We start from the raw sequence: 15700 nt of genomic DNA on the forward strand, positions 1-15700 counted from the left end.
AGACCGCCAGTGTACCGGCGGCGGCTCGTCGCCGGCCTGCGGGCCGCACATTGTGCGGGCCGATGCGACCGATGCGGGCTGTCGGCGCGCGGTATCGGCATGCGATCCTTGCCCCGATGCCCGGCCCCCACCCGCGCCTGCTGATCCAATGGATGGTCGTCGCGCTCGCGATGGCCGTTTCGGCGTGTTCGCGCGAAGCGCAGCCGCCGCCCGCACCCGAACACGGCACGCGCCTGGCCGGTGTGCTCCTCGACCCGCAGATGGACGAGATCAGCGGCCTGGCCGCCTCGCGCCGCCATCGCGACGTGCTGTGGATGCACGACGACGGCGGCAACCCCGAACGCCTGTTCGCGGTCAGCACCAACGGCACGCGCCTGGCGACGTTGCGCGTGGAAGGCGTCACCAAGACCGACTGGGAAGACATCGCCGCCTTCGAACTGGACGGCAAGGCGTACCTGCTGATCGCCGACACCGGCGACAACGGCGGTCTGCGGCGCAGCCTGCAACTGCACGTGATCGAGGAGCCGGAGAAGCTCGAGAACGCGCGCCTGCGCCCGGCGTGGTCGATCGCCTTCCGCTGGCCCGACGGCCCGCGCGACTGCGAGGCCGTCGCCGTCGATGCCGAACGCGGGCAGGTGCTGCTGGTGTCGAAGAAGCGCCAGCCGCCGGAGCTGTTCTCGCTGCCGCTGCAACCGTCCGGCACCGCGTTGCAGACGGCGCAGCGGCTCGGCGCGCTGGCCGGCGTGCCGCGCGCATCGCCCGAAGCACTGCGCCGCAATCCGCAGCGCGCGCGGCTGGACAGCCAGGTCACGGCGGCCGACATCTCGCCCGACCATCGCACGATGGCCGTCATGACCTACCGCTGGCTGCTGCTCTACCCGCGCCTGGGCGAGGAAGGCTGGGGCGACGCCGTGTCGCGCGCGCCGCGCTTCGCCCCCCTGCCCTGGTTGCCGCAGGCCGAGGCGCTCGGCTGGAGCGCCGACGGCACCGCGCTGTACGCCACGGGCGAATTCATTCCGGCGCCGCTTTACCGGATCGTGCCCTGAAGCGAGGAACGCGTCGGGCGGAACGGGAAACGAGCGGGAGCAACCCTCTTCCCTGTCGCCGCCCCTCCGGCAGCGCCTGGAGGCCGGATTCCGCGGACTGGTTTCCCGTTCCTCTCTCCAAGTTCCTCTTCTTTCAGGCCGCTCATCGGCCGGCTCCGCGTCCCGATTGCGCAACCTGATATCTTTCTGATATCAAACCTCCACCGACGAATGGAGGTCGCCGCGATGAAAGAGAATCCGCTCCACTCCCTGCCCGGGATCCCGATCCTGCTGGTGCTGCTCGCACTGATCCTGGTCGCCGGCTGGTTGCTGCTGTCCGGCCTGGGCGTCGCCAGCGGCGACGGTTCGGGCGCGCGCGTTGCCGGCGCGCTCGCGCTGGGACTGGCGAGCTTCGTCGCGCTGTTCGGCCTGTACATGGTCGAGCCGAACAAGGCCGCGGTGCTGAGCCTGTTCGGCAAGTACGTCGGCACGGTCAAGGAGAACGGCCTGCGCTGGAACAACCCCTTTCTCGCCAAGAAGAAGGTGAGCCAGCGCGTGCGCAACTTCGAAAGCGGCAAGCTGAAGGTCAACGAGCTCGACGGCAGCCCGATCGAAATCGCCGCGGTCATCGTCTGGCAGGTCGTGGACAGCGCCGAGGCCGTCTACAACGTCGACGATTACGAAAGCTTCGTGCACATCCAGTCCGAATCGGCGCTGCGGGCGATGGCCACCAGCTATCCGTACGACCAGCACGAGGAAGGCCAGCTCGCGCTGCGCAGCCATGCGGCGGAAATCAGCCAGCACCTGCAGGACGAACTGGCCGAACGCCTCGCCGACGCCGGCGTGCGCGTGATCGACGCGCGCATCAGCCATCTCGCCTACGCACCGGAAATCGCCCAGGCGATGCTGCAGCGCCAGCAGGCGAATGCGATCATCGCCGCGCGCACGCGGATCGTCGCCGGTGCGGTCGGCATGGTCGAGATGGCGTTGGCGGAACTGCAGAAGAACGGCGTGGTGAACCTGGACGAGGAGCGCAAGGCGCACATGGTCAGCAACCTGCTGGTGGTGCTGTGCGGCGAGCGCTCGACCCAGCCGATCGTCAACGCCGGCACGCTGTACTGAGGCGACGATGGGCGATTACGTCATTGCGGTGATCCTCGCGATCAGCAGCCTGCCCGCGTTCGTCGCCGCCGCACTCATGTCGCGCGGCCGTCCGCGCGGCGCGCCGGCGCCGCCGCTGGCGCGGGTGATGCGCCTGGTCGGCGTGGCGATCCTCGCCGGCGCGCTCGGCCTGGTGTGGGCGGGCGACAACGAAACGCGGCGACTGGCGGTGATCGTGGCGATGGTGGTGGCCGTCAACGGGCTCGGGCTGGTGCTGCTGTTCAAGCTCGGCCGCGGTCGCCCCGGGCCGCGCTGACGGAGGCCGGGTGAGCGAGAAGAAAGGCTATCCGCTGCGCATCAACGCCGAGGTGCTGTCCGCCGCGCAGCGCTGGGCCGACGACGAACTGCGCAGCCTCAACGCGCAGATCGAATACGTGCTGCGCGACGCGCTGCGCAAGGCCGGGCGGTTGCCGGGGCATACTCCACATCCCGCATCCGACGAGGAATCGACGTGACCCAGTGGACGTACCAGGTGTTGGAAATCGTGCCGCGCATGATCGGCCCGGCCGTCAGCGAACGGCTGCAGGAGGAACTCAACCGCCTCGGCGAGGAGGGCTGGGAGCTGGTCAGCGTGATGCCGATAACGCCGTTCGACCATCTGCGCGCGGTGCTGAAGCGGCCGGCGTGATCGGCGCGGCTGCATCGCCGCCGCCTCCCGGCTAACCTGTCCCGCATGCGCGGCCTCGTCCCCCACAAAACGGCGTTGATCAACACCTCCCGGATCGAGATCTGGCCGGGCGGCCTGCTGCGCGCACGCAGCAACTTCGACGCACGCGCGCTCGCGCGCGCCCGCCACGTGCTGCGGCGCAAGCGCGACGGCCAATACCTCGCCGCGGATCTGCCCGAAGGCCTGCTCGCGCTGGTGCCCAGGCTGCGCGGCGAGCCGGGCCTGGACGACGCCCTCGACCGTCTCGACGCCGCGCCGGCGCATCGCCGCGCCGGGCTCGAACACGTCCACGAACTCCCGCTCGACCGGCTCGAGGAACGGCTCGAGCAGCTCGGCCTCGACCACGCCTACGCCAAGCGCACCGGCCTGTCGCTCGTCGCCGAGCCCGACTGGCTCGCCTTCGCCGGCTTCGATCGCTACGGCCGTCCGCTGTGGCTGCACGTGGATGCGGCGCGCGCGTGGTCGCACCTGCGCGAAGGCGCGCTGCGCGACGGCGTGGTGCTGGAGGCGATCTCCGGTTATCGCAGCCACGATTACCAGCTCGGCATTTTCGAACGCAAGCGCGCGCGCGGACTGGGGGTGGAGGAGATCCTCACCGTCAACGCCGCCCCTGGCTACAGCGAGCACCATTCCGGCCTCGCGCTCGACATCGGCGCGCCGGACGAACCGCCCGCCGAGGAGTCCTTCGAACGCACGCACGCCTTCGCCTGGCTGCGCGACAACGCCGCCGGCTACGGCTTCGTCATGAGCTATCCGCGCGACAACCCGCACGGCATCGTGTACGAGCCGTGGCATTGGGCGTATCGCGGACGCTGATCGTTTTCCGGCGCCTGCGCGCGGCCCACACCGCTATTCGCGATCCAGCGTGATGCGCACGCCCGCGGCGGTCTTCTGCGTGATCGTCAGGTCGAAGTCGGCGCCACCGTAGTGCTTCTTCAGCAGCACGTCCTCGCCGTCGTCGATCTCGATCCTGTATCTGTCGCCGAGGCGCGCGCGCAGGGTGTCGCGGATCAGGCGGGCGATGTGGTTCTCGCGGGCGTCCTTGGGCACCTGCACGGCGATGTCGACCGGCGCGGCGTCGGTCGGTGCGACGCGGAAGACCACGACGCCGTCGCTGTCGGCGTCGCTGCTGACCTGGATGCGCCACTTGTTCGACGGTGCCGCCAGCGCGAGCGCGGGGCACGCCAGGATCAACACGGCGAGCGACAGGGCGCGGATGAAGCCGGAGCGTTGGAGCGATCGCATGACGAACCTCCTCGGAGCGACGGCGCGGCGGCCGTCCACGTCGCGAATCTAGGCACGGGGCGCGTCACGCCGGCGTCGCGGCCGGCCGGACGTCAGTCCTGGGAACGCTTCGTCGGCTCCTTCGCCGCCGCCGCGAAGTCCGCGATTCGCCACAGGTACAGGCTGGCGTAGGTCCGGTACGGGCCCCAGCGCTCGCCGGCTTCGGCCAGCGCCCTGGGGGTGGGCATGTCCTCCAGGGCGTCCACGCGCTGGGCGCCCTTGCGGATGCCGAGGTCGTCGGTGGGCAGCACGTCGGGCCGGCCGAGGCGGAACATCAGCATCATCTCGACCGTCCAGCGGCCGATGCCCCGCACCGGCACCAGCGCCTGCACGATGGCGTCGTTGTCCATGACGCTCATGCGGCGAAGGTCGGGGATCTCGCCCCTCGCCTCGCGCGCGGCGAGGTCGCGCAGCGCGAGCGTCTTGTTGCCGGACACACCACACGCGCGCAGGCCCGCGTCGTCGATGCGCGCGAGCGTGTCGGCGTGGAAACGCGTGGCGCCGATCGCCGTTTCGACGCGGCCGACGATCGTCGCCGCCGCCTTGCCGCTGAGCTGCTGGTAGAGGATCGCGCGCGCGAGCGCATCGACCGGATCGAATGGCTTGCGCCAACGCGGATCGGGTTCGATCGGGCCGATCTTCTTCATCCAGCGCGCGAGCCTGCGGTCGCGTCTGACCAGGTGCGCGTGCGCGGCGCCGGTGTCGAATCCTCGCGAGAAACGCGGCACGTCAGCGCCTCAGCGCATCGACGGCGTAGAGCACCCACGCCAGGATCATCATGCTACCGCCGATGGGCGCGAACCGCGTCGGCAGGCCGGCGAGCACGGCGCCGGCGAGACTGCCGGAAAACACCAGCGTGCCCAGCAGCAACAGCACGAGCGCGACGGTGCGGAACGCACGCGGCCGTCGCGGCACCAGCGCGGCGAGCGCGATGCCGTGGCCGAAGGCGAACAGCGCGGCGCTGTGCAGCCGTTGCACGTCTTCCGCCTGCGCGGCATGCGAGGCATACGCCGACAACGCGACAGCCGCCGCAGCGAGCAGCGCGCCGGCCGCGGCGATCAGCCGCGCCGACAGCGGCAGGTGGTGCGTGCTCGGGTAGAGGCCCATGCGGATCGTCCCTTTGCGTCGATGGCGCTGCGCGAAGGGAGCACGATAGCGCCTGATCGTGGCATCGCCAAACGGTCGTGCCCGCGAACGACACGGTGCTGCGGATGAACAACGCGGATCGACACGCGCAAGGCGGGCGTATTCGAACCGCCGCTTCGTCGTGGCGTCATCCGTGTTTCGGCGGCCTCGACGCTTTTCGCAGGAGCGATGCATCGGCCCAAACACAAACGCGCCGCGGAGTCCGCGGCGCGTTCGGTGAAACGTCTTCGGCGTGGGCCGGGCGTCTTACTTGACGGCCCAGAACACGTCGTAGGTTCCTTCCTCGGTGAAGCCCGCCGGGATGCCGCCGGTCCAGGCTTCGTACGGACGGTCGACCGTCTCGTAGCCGTGGGTCAGCGCCCAGCCGCGCAGTGCATCGCGCACCTTCGGCAGGTTGGCCATGTGGCCCTTGAAGCCCGGCACCATCGCCACGCGCGCCGGCTCGACGAACACGGCCTGCACCGGGCCCTCGACCTTGATGTCCAGCTTCTGCGCGCCGTCGGCGGCGCCCGTCTTCTTGACCGGCTGGGCGACGTCGAACGAATACATTTCCGAACCGAACTCGTTGGTCACGATGCGGACCGGACCGGCCGGCTCCAGGCCGTTGGCGGCCATGACCTTCTTGATCCACTCCATGTTGGAGTTGATCTGGCCCATGACCTTGTCGTTGGTGCGCTCCACCGCGGCGGTGACGACCAGCAGGTTCTCGGCCGGACGCTCGACGATCTTCGGCGCCTTGGCCGGATCGTCCTTGCTCAGCTCCGCGTAGTCGTAGTTCGGCACGGCGGCCAGCATGTTGCTCAGGCGCGACAGACCGAGCTTCATGTCCTCGCCCACGTTGCTGCTGACGTACAGGCCGGCGTAGCGGCCGATCAGGTTCCAGCCGTAGTCGACGTCGTAGGTCTGGGTGATCTCGACGTTACGACCACCGCGGCCGGTCGGCTTCAGGGTGAATTCGGTGCGCTTGTTGCGACCCGGCTCGATGTCGGTCAGCGCATAGGCGACGCGCTTGCCCGGTTCGCTGGCGGTGATTTCCCAGCTGCCCTGGCGCAGGCCCTTTTCCTGGGAGTCGTAATCCAGGCGGGCGCCGACGCCGGATTCCGGACCGGAGAGCTTCAGCTGGATGCGCGGATCGCGCAGGACGAGCGGGTTCCAGTCCTTGAAGCGCTTGAGGCTGTTGAGGCTGTCGAACACGATGGTGAGCTTGCGGTTGGTTTCAACCGAGTGCTCGAGGTGACGGCTCGACGGCAGCGCGATGCCTACGATGAGGAAAAGCGCGGCCACGATGGCCAGGGAAATCAAAATCTCGATCAGGCGGGTCATTCAGGTTTCTCCGAGGGCCGGGACCCGGTCGGACCGGGACACAGACCGGCAATCGTATCAAGGAAGCCGCGGCCGGGGCAGCTGTCCTGGGCAAGAAAAGTGGGGTCGCGAGACATGGGAGAGCAGGATCGGCACAGGGTTCGTGCCGGCCTGTCGGACCACATCGACCCGGTATTCGTTCCCGTTCCCGTGGGCCGGTGCCCGACGCTTGAGCCGGGAGCCGGTTTCCCTGCGGCAATGCCCGCTCACCTGCGAAGGCGCCTTCTCCCATCGCGGGAGAAGGCGCCTCGTGGATGCATCGGGGCGAGGTCAGACCAGTTGCAATTCGAACGCCTTCAGCACCGCGCGGGTGCGATCGCGCACGCCCAGCTTGGACAGGATGTTCGACACGTGGTTCTTGATCGTGCCCTCGGCCACGCCCAGCGAATTGGCGATTTCCTTGTTGGAAAAGCCGCCGGCCATCAGGCGCAGGATCTCGGTTTCGCGCTCGGTCAGCGGGTCGGGGCGATCGAGGCTGACGAACTCGTTGCGCACGTTTTCCAGGCCCGAGAGCAGGCGCTGGGTCACCGCCGGCTGCACCAGCGAGCCGCCTTCGGCGACGGCCTGGATCGCGCTGACCAGCTTCTCCAGCGTGACGTCCTTGAGCAGGTAGCCCTTCGCGCCCGCCTTCAGGCCGGCCAGCACCAGCTGGTCGTCGTCGAAGGTGGTCAGGATGATCGTCGGCGGCAACGTGTTGTTGCGCGCCATCGTCTGCAGCGCTTCCAGCCCCGACATCACCGGCATGCGCATGTCCATCAGCACCACGTCGGGATTGAGCTGCGGGACCAGTTCCACCGCCTGGCGGCCGTCGCCGGCTTCGCCGATTACCTCGATGCCTTCGGCCAGCGCCAGCAGGGAGCGGACACCCTGCCGGACCAGCGTCTGGTCGTCGACTATCAACACACGGATCATGCGATGGCTCCTTCGCAGGCAGCGGCAGCAGCCGCCGAGGCCGGCAGCGTCAGATGCAGGCAGAAGCCCGCTCCCAGCCGGGTTTCGATCTTGAGGTCCCCGCCGTGGGCCTGCAGGCGCTCGCGCATGCCGCGCAGGCCGTTGCCGGCGACGAGATTGTCGCTTCCGTGGCCGTCGTCGCGCGCGCTCATGACGATGCAGTCCGAACGCCTTCCGGCGTTGATCCACAGGTTGCGCGCGCCGGCGTGGCGCACGGCGTTGGTGATGATTTCCTGCGTGCAGCGCAGCAGCACGTGCGCGCGCTCGGGGTCGTCCAGGGTCAGCGGCGCCTGGATGTCCATGTGGATCTCCAGCGCCGGCACGTTCTCGGCCAGCGGCAACAGCGCGGCGGAGAGGTCGATCGCCCCACCCTCGCGCAGCTGGCTGACCGCTTCGCGCACGTCGGTCAGCAGCAGGCGCGCGAGCGTGTGCGCCTGCTGGACGTGCTCCTTCACCCGGCCCTCGGACAGATGCCCGGCGACTTCCAGGTTGAGGCTCAGCGCGGTGAGGTGGTGGCCGAGCAGGTCGTGCAGTTCGCGCGAGATGCGCGTGCGTTCGTTCACGCGCACGCTCTCGCCCAGCAGCGCGCGCGTGGCGCGCAGTTCGGCGTTGAGGCGGCGCTGCTCCTCGCGGGCTTCGGCCTGCTGGCGCGCCACCAGCGCGGTGACGAAGACCAGGCTGGAGAAGCCCATGTAGGTCACCGACTGCAGCACCGCCACCATCGGCGGGAAATCCAGCGCTTCGACGAACAGCGGGATGATCGCCACGTTGCCGCCGACCAGCAGCGCCAGGCCCCAGCGCACCGGCATGAGCCACGGCAGCAGGCCGGCGACCACCATCAGCAGGATCGAGCCCAGGCCGGTGCGCGAGAAGTAGCCCACGCCGATCGCGCAGCCGGTGAGCACCAGCAACAGGACCTTGTCGAGCGCCCCGCTGGTGCGGCCGAGCTGGCGGCTGATCCACCAGTAGATCAGCCCGAACGCGAGGTAAACCACCAGCCAGCGCAGGATCTGCAGCGCCGGCGGGCCCTCGGTGTCGGGACTCAGGATGGTCGGGTCGAACCAGACGCTGAGCAGCCACAGGCCCACCGCGCCCCAGGTGAACAGGCCCGTGTAGCGCAGCAGTCGGGTGTGATTGAGGCGGGCCAACATGCCGGCATGCTAAACGCATCAAGGGCCTGGGGAGCCGTCCGAAAGTCATGTCTGAGCGGCTACGCGCATCCTCGCACGCCTTCGGAATCGCTGCCGTGACGGGTCGCCCGGGGGAGGCAGCCATGCGATAATCGCCCGGCCCGCCGTGCCCTCGCGCCCGGCCCGATGCATCAGCTGGAGCCTGGAATGTCGATCGTCGTCCGCGACGTGCGTGAGCACGAGCTGGATTCCGTCCTTGCCCTCAACAACGCCGCCGGCCCTGCGATCCTGCCGCTGGATGCGGCCAGACTGCGTCACTTCTTCGATACCGCCGAGTACTTCCGCGTCGCCGAGCGCGACGGGGCCATCGCCGGCTTCCTGATCGGCGTGAGCAGCCATGCGGACCACGACAGCAGCAATTTCCGCTGGTTCCGCGAGCGTTACCCGGATTTCTTCTACATCGACCGCATCGTGGTGGCCAGCCGCCGTCGCGGCGGCGGCGTCGGCCGCGCGTTCTACGCCGATGCGCAGAGCTATGCCGAACTGCGCTACCCGCAGATGGCGTGCGAGGTGTTCCTGGAAGGTTCCAACGACCCCGCCCTGCTCTTCCACGGCAGTTTCGGTTTCCACGAAGTCGGCCAGCACGTGATGGACGAAGCCGACGTACGCGCGGCGATGCTCATGAAGCCGCTGTGCAGCTTCGGCTGGGTTCGCGAGACCTACGGCGACGCGCTGCCGCAGGTGCCGTGGATCACCCGTCCGCGCACGCCGGTGGCCAAGCACCGCCCGACGGGTACCGCCCTGTGAGCGCCGCGATGGACTTCGAACTGGCCGGCGAGCTCAAGATCGGCCAGGTCGGCATCGCGAACCTGCGCATCCGCACCCTCGACGTGGCCAAGCTCGTCGAAGAGATGCGCGGCCGGGTGCAGCGCGCGCCGAAGCTGTTCGCCCGCGCGGCGGTGGTGATCGATTTCGGCGGCCTCACGCGCACGCCCGACGAAGCCACCGCGCGTGCGCTGATCGAAGGCCTGCGCGCGGCCGGCGTGCTGCCGGTGGCGCTCGCGTACGGCACCAGCGAGATCGAGCGCCTGTCCGAAGCGCTGGGCCTGCCGCTGCTGGCGAAGTTCCGCGCCTCGTACGAGCGCGACGAGCAGGCGCCGCAGCCGGACGCGCCGGCCCCGGCGCGCCGCGAGCCGGAGCCCGCACCGAAGGCCGCGAAGAGCGCGCCCGCGCCGGCGCCTTCGCCGACGCCCGCCGCGAACGTCGCGCCAGGCATGATCCAGTCCGCCCCCGTGCGTTCGGGCCAGCAGATCTACGCCGAGAACCGCGACCTGACCGTTCTTACAACGGTGGGCGCCGGCGCGGAGGTGATCTCCGACGGCTCGGTGCATATTTACGGGCCGTTGCGTGGTCGCGCGCTCGCAGGCGCGAAGGGCAACGAACAGGCCCGCATCTTCTGCCGCGAGTTCCATGCCGAACTCGTCGCCGTCGCGGGCCACTACAAAGTGATGGAAGAAATTCCGAAGGAACTGCGCGGCAAGGCCGTGCAGATCTGGCTCGAAGACCAACAACTAAAGATCGCGGCTCTGGATTGAGACCGCATTACCGGAGGATTGTTTAGTGGCCGAAATCATCGTAGTCACCTCGGGCAAGGGCGGCGTCGGCAAGACCACGACCAGCGCCAGCCTCGCGTGCGGCCTCGCGCGCCGCGGCCACAAGGTGGCGGTCATCGACTTCGACGTGGGCCTGCGCAACCTCGACCTGATCATGGGCTGCGAGCGTCGCGTGGTGTACGACTTCGTCAACGTCGTCAACGGCGAGGCGAACCTGAAGCAGGCGCTGATCAAGGACAAGCGTTTCGAGAACCTGTACGTGCTCGCCGCCTCGCAGACGCGCGACAAGGACGCGCTGACCAAGGAAGGCGTGCAGAAGGTGCTCGACGACCTCGTCGCCGACGGCTTCGACTACATCGTGTGCGACTCGCCGGCCGGCATCGAGAAGGGCGCCTACCTGGCCATGTACTTCGCCGACCAGGCGCTGGTCGTGGTGAACCCGGAGGTGTCGTCGGTGCGCGACTCCGACCGCATCCTCGGCCTGCTGTCGTCCAAGACGCGCCGCGCCGAGAACGGCGAGCGCATCAAGGAACACCTGCTGCTCACCCGCTACAGCCCGAACCGCGTGGAAACGGGCGAGATGCTGTCGGTCGGCGACGTCGAGGAGATCCTCGGCCTCAAGACCATCGGCGTGATCCCCGAATCGCCCGACGTGCTCAATGCGTCGAACAAGGGCGAACCGGTCATCCTGGAAACCGAGTCCAACGCGGCCCAGGCCTATGACGACGCCGTCGCGCGCCTGCTGGGCGATACCCGGCCGATGCGTTTCATCACCGCAGAGAAGAAGGGATTCTTCAGCAAGATCTTCGGAGGTTGAGGAATGGGCCTGTTCGATTTCCTGCTCGCCAAGAAGCAGACCGCCACGATCGCCAAGGACCGCCTGCGCATCATCGTCGCGCACGAGCGCGCCGGCCGCGGCGGCAGCAGCCCGGACTACCTGCCGATGCTGCAGCGCGAACTGCTCGAGGTGATCCGCAAGTACATCAATGTCGACGCCGAAGCGGTCAAGGTCGACCTGATCGGCGAAGGCGACAGCAAGGTGCTGGATATTTCGGTCGCGTTGCCGGAGAACCCGGCGCAGGCGTGAAGACGAGGAACGAGGGGCGAGGCGCGAGAAACGAGTCGTCGTTTCTCGCGCCTGCTTTCTCCAGGTTGTCGTTCCTGCTTCCATTCGTTCCTCGTTCCCAGCTCCATGCTCACGCTCGCCGACATCGACTTCGCCACCACCGCCGCACTCCTCGCCCGCTACGGCCTGGCACTGCATCGCGTGGCGGACGGCGAGCCGATCCCCGGCAGCTACTGGGGCGAATGCGAAGCGGGACTGATCGGCACCAACGTCTACGCGCGTGGCGACACGCCGGTGCATTCGCTGCTGCACGAGGCCGCGCACCTGATCGTCCTGCCGCCGGAACGTCGCGAGCAGGTGCACACCGACGCGACCGATTCCATCGAGGAAGAAGACGCCGTGTGCGTGCTGCAGGCGCTGCTCGGCGATGCCCTGCCGGGCGTCGGACGCGAACGCGTGCTCGCGGACATGGACGGCTGGGGCTACACGTTCCGGCTGGGCTCGGCGAAGGCGTATTTCGAGCGGGATTCGGACAGCGCGTGGGAATGGCTGCATGTGCGCGGTCTGGCGGATTCGGCGTCGCGCTCCCTGGCAATGCCTGATCCCGCCCCGGTGTTGTAGCCAGGGTAAGCGAAGCGCGCCGGGATCTGTCACGCTCGACCCGGGTGCGCTTCGCTTACCCGGGGTACAAGAGCACGGTGACGCCGCGAAACAGCGCCGCGCTGCACCGCACCAAACTTCCTTCCCTTGCGCGCATCCTGCGTGGCCTCTAGCCTTCCGGAGCCGCCATCCATGGCGGGCAGTTCAATCCCGGAGAGAGCCATCATGAAACACGTACGCGCGCTGCTCGCGCTCAGCATCACCGCGGCCGTGCTCGGCCTGGGCGGTTGCAAGAAGGAACCGACCCCCGCCACCACGAGCACCGGAGCGCCTGCCGCGCCGGCCGGCGAGACCGCCGACCAGTTCATCGCCCGGGTGAACGATGAGTACCGGAAGATGTATCCGGAGATGACCGCCGCGCAGTGGCTGTCGTCCACCTACATCAACGACGACAGCCAGCTGCTGTCGGCCAAGGCCAACGAGCGCTACCTCGCCCAGCTCAACGCCTGGATCGAACAGGCCAAGCGCTTCGAAGGCCAGCAGATGTCGCCCGAGACCGCGCGCGCGATCCAGCTGCTCAAGCTCGGCACCGCGATGCCGCCGCCGAAGGATCCGGCCAAGCTCGAGGAACTCACCAAGATCGCCACGCGCATGGAAGGCATGTACGGCGCCGGCACGTACTGCACCGGCGAAGGCGACGCGAAGCAGTGCCGCCAGCTGGGCGACCTGGAAGACGTGCTGCGCAACAGCCGCGACTACGACGAACAGCTGCAGGCCTGGCAGGGCTGGCACACGATTTCCAAGCCGATGCGCCAGGACTACACGCGCTTCGTCGAACTGGTGAACCAGGGCGCGCGCGACATGGGCTTCGCCGACACCGGCGAGATGTGGCGTTCCGGCTACGACATGACGCCGGCCGAAATGGCCACCGAAACCGACCGCCTGTGGGGCCAGGTCAAGCCGCTGTACGAACAGTTGCACTGCTACGCGCGCACGCGCCTCGAGGCGAAGTACGGCGCCGATCGCGGCCACGTCGCCGGCAACATGCTGCCCGCGCACCTGATGGGCAACATGTGGCAGCAGGACTGGGGCAACCTGTGGGACATCCTGGCGCCGTATCCGAACGCCAGCGTTCCGGAAATCACCAGCGCACTGGAATCGCAGTACCGCGCCACCCAGGAAGCGCAACTGGCGAAGAACCCGGGCAAGCGTTCGACCGCCGAACTGGCGCAGATCGAACAGGACGCCCGCCTCGCCTCGGCCAAGCTGATGACCGAGCGCGCGCAGGACTTCTACACCTCGCTGGGCATGCAGAAGCTGCCGGAGAGCTACTGGGGCCGCACGCAGTTCATCAAGCCGCGCGATCGCGACGTGGTCTGCCACGCCAGTGCGTGGGACATGAACATGTCCGGCGACGTGCGCACGAAGATGTGCATCAAGCCGAACGAGGAAGATTTCACCACGATCTACCACGAGCTCGGCCACGTCTATTACTACCTGGCCTACAACAAGCTGCCGCCGCTGTTCCAGCAAGGCGCGCACGACGGCTTCCACGAGGCCATCGGCGACACGATCGTGCTGGCGATGACGCCCAAGTACCTGCAGTCGATCGGCCTGGCCGGCGAGCAGCAGGTCAGCGAGGAAGCGCTGGTGAACGCGCAGATGCGCATGGCGCTGGCGAAGGTGGCGTTCCTGCCGTTCGGCCTGATGATCGACCGCTGGCGCTGGGGCGTGTTCGACGGCTCGATCAAGCCGGCCGACTACAACAAGGCGTGGTGGGAACTGAAGGCGAAGTACCAGGGCGTCGCGCCGTCCACAGCGCGCGGCGAGGAGTTCTTCGATCCGGGCGCGAAGTACCACGTGCCGGGCAACACGCCGTACACGCGTTACTTCCTCTCGCACGTGCTGCAGTTCCAGTTCTACAAGGCGCTGTGCGACGCGTCGGGCCACCAGGGTCCGCTGTACGAGTGCAGCTTCTACGGCAGCAAGGAAGCCGGCGCGCGCTTCCAGGCGATGCTGAGCAAGGGTGCGAGCCAGCCGTGGCAGAAGACGCTGAAGGAACTCACCGGCGGCGAGAAGATGGACGCCTCGGCGGTGCTGGAATACTTCGGCCCGCTGCAGACGTGGTTGAAGCAGCAGAACGAAGGCAAGACCTGCGGCTGGCAGGCCGACGCCACGCCGGCGCCCGCCGCTCCGGCGACGCCGGCGGCGGAAACGCCAAAGCCGGCGACGCAGGGCTGATACGCGCTCGCCTGGTTTGTGGATGAAGGAAAGGCCGGCGAATGCCGGCCTTTCTTTTTGCTGCGCGACACGCGGCGATCGACGCGCCGCGCGACACGCCCGATCAGAGCGTGATGCGGATGTTGCCTTCCCTGTTCTCCGTGTTCGCCGGAACGACGACTTCCGGAGCGAGCCGCCAGCCTTCAGCCCGGCAAGGCCAATGTTACAAATGAAACCATTCGCGGGAAAAGGTCGTGCCAGGCGGGTTCGTCGGAACATCTGGCAACCCACCCGAACCGCGACTTTGCCCTGCACGCGCGGTAGGCTGCCCTGATGAATCGTCCGGACCTGCTCGACCCCGCCGCGCTTTCCAGCCAACCGCTCGATCGCGCCACCGCCCTGCCCGCCCGCTTCTACGCGGATGCGGCGATGGCGGCGCTGGATCGGCGGGCGATCTTCGACGCGGGCTGGCAGTTGCTCGCGCACGTGTGCCAGTTGAAGGACGCAGGCGATCACGTGGTCGGCGACTTCGCCGGCCTGCCGGTGATCGCCGTGCGCGGTGCGGATGGCGCGATCCGCGTGTTCCACAACGTCTGCCGCCATCGCGCCGGTCCGATCGCCAGCTGCGACGGCCTCGCCGCCAGATCGCTGCGTTGCCGCTATCACGGCTGGACGTACACGCTCGACGGCGTGCTGCGCTCCGCACCCGAGATGGGCACCGCGCCCGATTTCGTGCCCGGCGACATCCGCCTTCCGCAGCTCGCCGTGCGCGTGTGGCAGGGGATGGTGTTCGCGGCCGTCGACGAAGCGCGCGCGCCGGACTTCGATGCGTTCGTCGAGGGCATCGACGCGCGCCTCGGCGCGAACCGCCACCTGGAACGCTACGGCCACCATCGCCGCGTCGGCTACGACGTCGCGTGCAACTGGAAGGTCTACGTCGACAACTACCTCGAGGGCTACCACGTCCCACACATCCATCCGGGATTGAACAAGCTGCTCGATTACCGCAGCTACATCACCGAGACCGCGCAGTGGTACTCGTACCAGTTCAGCCCGCTCGAGAGCGGCGACGGTCTCTACGGCGACGGCGACGCGCTGTACTACTGGCTGTGGCCGAACACGATGCTCAACATCCTGCCCGGCCGCTTGCAGACCAACCGCGTCGTGCCCAAGGGCGTGGACCGGTGCCGCGTGGAGTTCGACTTCTATTACGCGGTGGACGAAAGCGACGAAGCACACCAGCGCCGCGAAGCCGATCGCGATTTCAGCGACGAAGTGCAGCTGGAAGACCTGACGATCTGCGAGGACGTGCAGCGCGGGCTGGCGTCGGGCTCGTACGAACCGGGGCGGCTGAATCCGCTGCGCGAGAACGCGGTGCATCATTTCCATGAGCTGCTGCGGGCGGTGTATCGGGCCGATGCTTCCTAGCCGTCATTCCCGCGAAGGCGGAATCCAGCCGTGAGTGCATCACGCTC

The 15700-nt window shown here is 68.3% G+C and carries 20 protein-coding genes; 14 read left to right on the forward strand and 6 right to left on the reverse strand.

Annotation, left to right across the window (positions count from 1 at the left end; all coding sequences use genetic code 11):
- The first annotated feature begins 116 nt into the window (after nucleotides 1-116).
- The 6 genes from AC3ANK_RS12830 (at nucleotide 117) to AC3ANK_RS12855 (ending at nucleotide 3669) form a co-directional block, all read left to right on the forward strand.
- Nucleotides 117-1046, forward strand: coding sequence for an SdiA-regulated/phytase-like domain-containing protein (locus tag AC3ANK_RS12830; protein ID WP_206861158.1), 930 nt, complete (start codon nucleotides 117-119; stop codon nucleotides 1044-1046).
- Nucleotides 1047-1271: 225 nt separating this feature from the next.
- On the forward strand, nucleotides 1272-2147 hold the full coding sequence (locus AC3ANK_RS12835; RefSeq protein ID WP_206861159.1) for an SPFH domain-containing protein: 876 nt from the start codon (nucleotides 1272-1274) through the stop codon (nucleotides 2145-2147).
- Between the two features lie 7 nt (nucleotides 2148-2154).
- Nucleotides 2155-2442, forward strand: coding sequence for a hypothetical protein (locus AC3ANK_RS12840; protein ID WP_206861160.1), 288 nt, complete (start codon nucleotides 2155-2157; stop codon nucleotides 2440-2442).
- 10 nt (nucleotides 2443-2452) lie between these two features.
- The gene (locus tag AC3ANK_RS12845) at nucleotides 2453-2641 is read left to right on the forward strand and encodes an Arc family DNA binding domain-containing protein (RefSeq protein ID WP_206861161.1); all 189 of its coding nucleotides are present in this window, start codon (nucleotides 2453-2455) and stop codon (nucleotides 2639-2641) included.
- Entirely contained in the window at nucleotides 2638-2814 is a 177-nt protein-coding gene (locus tag AC3ANK_RS12850) for a DUF4177 domain-containing protein (protein WP_320415179.1), read from the forward strand. The genes AC3ANK_RS12845 and AC3ANK_RS12850 overlap by 4 nt, the downstream gene beginning before the upstream one ends.
- 45 nt (nucleotides 2815-2859) lie before the next feature.
- Nucleotides 2860-3669 (forward strand): M15 family metallopeptidase, encoded by an 810-nt coding sequence (locus AC3ANK_RS12855; protein ID WP_206861162.1) that lies wholly within the window; start codon nucleotides 2860-2862, stop codon nucleotides 3667-3669.
- Nucleotides 3670-3702: 33 nt separating this feature from the next.
- Here the strand turns inward: AC3ANK_RS12855 and AC3ANK_RS12860 are convergent, their stop codons facing one another.
- The 6 genes from AC3ANK_RS12860 to AC3ANK_RS12885 all read right to left on the reverse strand — a co-directional run bounded on the left by AC3ANK_RS12860 (nucleotide 3703) and on the right by AC3ANK_RS12885 (nucleotide 8747).
- A complete protein-coding gene (locus tag AC3ANK_RS12860) occupies nucleotides 3703-4098 on the reverse strand; it encodes a hypothetical protein (protein WP_206861163.1) in 396 nt (131 codons plus the stop codon).
- Between the two features lie 92 nt (nucleotides 4099-4190).
- The gene (locus tag AC3ANK_RS12865) at nucleotides 4191-4865 is read right to left on the reverse strand and encodes a DNA-3-methyladenine glycosylase family protein (protein WP_484171361.1); all 675 of its coding nucleotides are present in this window, start codon (nucleotides 4863-4865) and stop codon (nucleotides 4191-4193) included.
- A 1-nt stretch (nucleotide 4866) separates the two neighbouring features.
- The gene (locus AC3ANK_RS12870; RefSeq protein WP_206861165.1) at nucleotides 4867-5244 is read right to left on the reverse strand and encodes a DUF423 domain-containing protein; all 378 of its coding nucleotides are present in this window, start codon (nucleotides 5242-5244) and stop codon (nucleotides 4867-4869) included.
- Nucleotides 5245-5529: 285 nt separating this feature from the next.
- The gene (locus AC3ANK_RS12875) at nucleotides 5530-6606 is read right to left on the reverse strand and encodes a polyketide cyclase (RefSeq protein ID WP_206861166.1); all 1077 of its coding nucleotides are present in this window, start codon (nucleotides 6604-6606) and stop codon (nucleotides 5530-5532) included.
- Nucleotides 6607-6915: 309 nt separating this feature from the next.
- Nucleotides 6916-7557, reverse strand: coding sequence for a response regulator (locus AC3ANK_RS12880; RefSeq protein WP_206861167.1), 642 nt, complete (start codon nucleotides 7555-7557; stop codon nucleotides 6916-6918).
- Nucleotides 7554-8747: a sensor histidine kinase gene (locus AC3ANK_RS12885; protein ID WP_206861168.1), complete on the reverse strand. Its 1194-nt coding sequence runs from the start codon at nucleotides 8745-8747 to the stop codon at nucleotides 7554-7556. The genes AC3ANK_RS12880 and AC3ANK_RS12885 overlap by 4 nt, the downstream gene beginning before the upstream one ends.
- 186 nt (nucleotides 8748-8933) lie before the next feature.
- Here AC3ANK_RS12885 and AC3ANK_RS12890 point away from each other — a divergent pair, with 186 nt between their 5' ends.
- The 8 genes from AC3ANK_RS12890 to AC3ANK_RS12925 all read left to right on the forward strand — a co-directional run bounded on the left by AC3ANK_RS12890 (nucleotide 8934) and on the right by AC3ANK_RS12925 (nucleotide 15653).
- The gene (locus tag AC3ANK_RS12890; protein WP_206861169.1) at nucleotides 8934-9533 is read left to right on the forward strand and encodes a GNAT family N-acetyltransferase; all 600 of its coding nucleotides are present in this window, start codon (nucleotides 8934-8936) and stop codon (nucleotides 9531-9533) included.
- Between the two features lie 8 nt (nucleotides 9534-9541).
- Nucleotides 9542-10321: a septum site-determining protein MinC gene (gene minC / locus AC3ANK_RS12895; protein ID WP_484172879.1), complete on the forward strand. Its 780-nt coding sequence runs from the start codon at nucleotides 9542-9544 to the stop codon at nucleotides 10319-10321.
- 25 nt (nucleotides 10322-10346) lie between these two features.
- A complete protein-coding gene (minD, locus tag AC3ANK_RS12900; RefSeq protein WP_206861170.1) occupies nucleotides 10347-11156 on the forward strand; it encodes a septum site-determining protein MinD in 810 nt (269 codons plus the stop codon).
- A gap of 3 nt (nucleotides 11157-11159) precedes the next feature.
- Nucleotides 11160-11426 carry a cell division topological specificity factor MinE gene (gene minE / locus AC3ANK_RS12905; protein ID WP_206861171.1) on the forward strand — a complete coding sequence of 89 codons (267 nt, stop codon included), beginning with the start codon at nucleotides 11160-11162 and terminating at the stop codon, nucleotides 11424-11426.
- Between the two features lie 105 nt (nucleotides 11427-11531).
- Nucleotides 11532-12026: a hypothetical protein gene (locus AC3ANK_RS12910; RefSeq protein ID WP_484171362.1), complete on the forward strand. Its 495-nt coding sequence runs from the start codon at nucleotides 11532-11534 to the stop codon at nucleotides 12024-12026.
- Nucleotides 12027-12230: 204 nt separating this feature from the next.
- Nucleotides 12231-14246, forward strand: coding sequence for a M2 family metallopeptidase (locus tag AC3ANK_RS12915; protein WP_484171363.1), 2016 nt, complete (start codon nucleotides 12231-12233; stop codon nucleotides 14244-14246).
- A gap of 41 nt (nucleotides 14247-14287) precedes the next feature.
- On the forward strand, nucleotides 14288-14458 hold the full coding sequence (locus tag AC3ANK_RS12920) for a hypothetical protein (protein ID WP_484171364.1): 171 nt from the start codon (nucleotides 14288-14290) through the stop codon (nucleotides 14456-14458).
- A 100-nt stretch (nucleotides 14459-14558) separates the two neighbouring features.
- Nucleotides 14559-15653 carry an aromatic ring-hydroxylating oxygenase subunit alpha gene (locus AC3ANK_RS12925; RefSeq protein ID WP_484171365.1) on the forward strand — a complete coding sequence of 365 codons (1095 nt, stop codon included), beginning with the start codon at nucleotides 14559-14561 and terminating at the stop codon, nucleotides 15651-15653.
- Nucleotides 15654-15700 lie beyond the last annotated feature (47 nt).

The organism is Lysobacter sp. SCRH-1R, from assembly GCF_057747855.1.

Coding starts and splice junctions, on each gene's coding strand:
- AC3ANK_RS12830 (WP_206861158.1), top strand. CDS start 117: ATGCCCGGCCCCCACCCGCGCCTGCTGATCCAATGGATGGTCGTCGCG.
- AC3ANK_RS12835 (WP_206861159.1), top strand. CDS start 1,272: ATGAAAGAGAATCCGCTCCACTCCCTGCCCGGGATCCCGATCCTGCTG.
- AC3ANK_RS12840 (WP_206861160.1), top strand. CDS start 2,155: ATGGGCGATTACGTCATTGCGGTGATCCTCGCGATCAGCAGCCTGCCC.
- AC3ANK_RS12855 (WP_206861162.1), top strand. CDS start 2,860: ATGCGCGGCCTCGTCCCCCACAAAACGGCGTTGATCAACACCTCCCGG.
- AC3ANK_RS12860 (WP_206861163.1), bottom strand. CDS start 4,098: ATGCGATCGCTCCAACGCTCCGGCTTCATCCGCGCCCTGTCGCTCGCC.
- AC3ANK_RS12870 (WP_206861165.1), bottom strand. CDS start 5,244: ATGGGCCTCTACCCGAGCACGCACCACCTGCCGCTGTCGGCGCGGCTG.
- AC3ANK_RS12875 (WP_206861166.1), bottom strand. CDS start 6,606: ATGACCCGCCTGATCGAGATTTTGATTTCCCTGGCCATCGTGGCCGCG.
- AC3ANK_RS12880 (WP_206861167.1), bottom strand. CDS start 7,557: ATGATCCGTGTGTTGATAGTCGACGACCAGACGCTGGTCCGGCAGGGT.
- AC3ANK_RS12885 (WP_206861168.1), bottom strand. CDS start 8,747: ATGTTGGCCCGCCTCAATCACACCCGACTGCTGCGCTACACGGGCCTG.
- AC3ANK_RS12890 (WP_206861169.1), top strand. CDS start 8,934: ATGTCGATCGTCGTCCGCGACGTGCGTGAGCACGAGCTGGATTCCGTC.
- minC (WP_484172879.1), top strand. CDS start 9,542: ATGGACTTCGAACTGGCCGGCGAGCTCAAGATCGGCCAGGTCGGCATC.
- minE (WP_206861171.1), top strand. CDS start 11,160: ATGGGCCTGTTCGATTTCCTGCTCGCCAAGAAGCAGACCGCCACGATC.
- AC3ANK_RS12910 (WP_484171362.1), top strand. CDS start 11,532: ATGCTCACGCTCGCCGACATCGACTTCGCCACCACCGCCGCACTCCTC.
- AC3ANK_RS12915 (WP_484171363.1), top strand. CDS start 12,231: ATGAAACACGTACGCGCGCTGCTCGCGCTCAGCATCACCGCGGCCGTG.
- AC3ANK_RS12920 (WP_484171364.1), top strand. CDS start 14,288: ATGCCGGCCTTTCTTTTTGCTGCGCGACACGCGGCGATCGACGCGCCG.
- AC3ANK_RS12925 (WP_484171365.1), top strand. CDS start 14,559: ATGAATCGTCCGGACCTGCTCGACCCCGCCGCGCTTTCCAGCCAACCG.